Raw genomic sequence first — 878 nt, 5'->3', positions numbered from 1 at the left:
AATGCGGAGACTCCGATCGAACGCAAACCGAACTGGATCAAGACGAGAGCGAAGATGGGCCCGGAATACTCCGAGCTCGAAAGCCTCGTCAAACGCGAGGGTTTGCACACCGTCTGCGAAGAAGCCGGCTGCCCCAACATCTACGAATGCTGGGAAGACCGCGAAGCGACCTTCCTCATCGGCGGGCAGCAATGCACCCGCCGCTGCGACTTCTGCCAGATCGACACCGGCAAACCCGACGACCTCGACCGCGACGAACCCCGCCGCGTCGCCGAATCCGTCCAGGCGATGGGACTGCGCTACTCCACCATCACCGGCGTCGCCCGCGACGACCTCCCCGACGGCGGCGCCTGGCTCTACGCCGAAACCGTCCGCCTGATCCACCAACTGGGCCCCGGCACCGGCGTCGAACTGCTCATCCCCGACTTTGGCGCCAAGCCCGACCAGCTCGCCGAGGTGTTCTCCACCCGCCCCGAGGTGCTCGCCCACAACGTCGAAACCGTCCCCCGCATCTTCAAGCGGATCCGGCCCGCGTTCCGCTACCAGCGCAGCCTCGACGTCATCACCGCCGCCCGCGAAGACAACCTCGTCACCAAGTCCAACCTCATCCTCGGCATGGGCGAAACCCCCGACGAGGTCACCCAGGCGCTGCACGACCTGCACGACGCCGGCTGCGACATCATCACCATCACCCAGTACCTGCGCCCCTCCCCCCGCCACCACCCCGTCGAACGGTGGGTCAAGCCCGAGGAATTCGTCGAGCACTCCAAGACCGCCGAGGAAATCGGCTTCGCCGGCGTCATGGCCGGACCCCTCGTCCGCTCCTCCTACCGCGCCGGCCGCCTCTACGCACAGGCGATGGCCCACCACGGCCGCGA

At 67.2% G+C, this 878-nt stretch carries 1 protein-coding gene; it reads left to right on the top strand.

Annotation, left to right across the window (positions count from 1 at the left end):
* Positions 1-878: lipoyl synthase (gene lipA, locus AZG88_RS35570; protein WP_061700436.1), on the top strand; the 878-nt coding region annotated here is incomplete at both ends.

This window comes from Rhodococcus sp. LB1 (assembly GCF_001583455.1).
Taxonomy (GTDB): domain Bacteria; phylum Actinomycetota; class Actinomycetes; order Mycobacteriales; family Mycobacteriaceae; genus Rhodococcus_F; species Rhodococcus_F opacus.
Note: the sequence above shows the minus strand (reverse complement) of the source record. Positions and strands in the feature narration are given on the sequence as shown.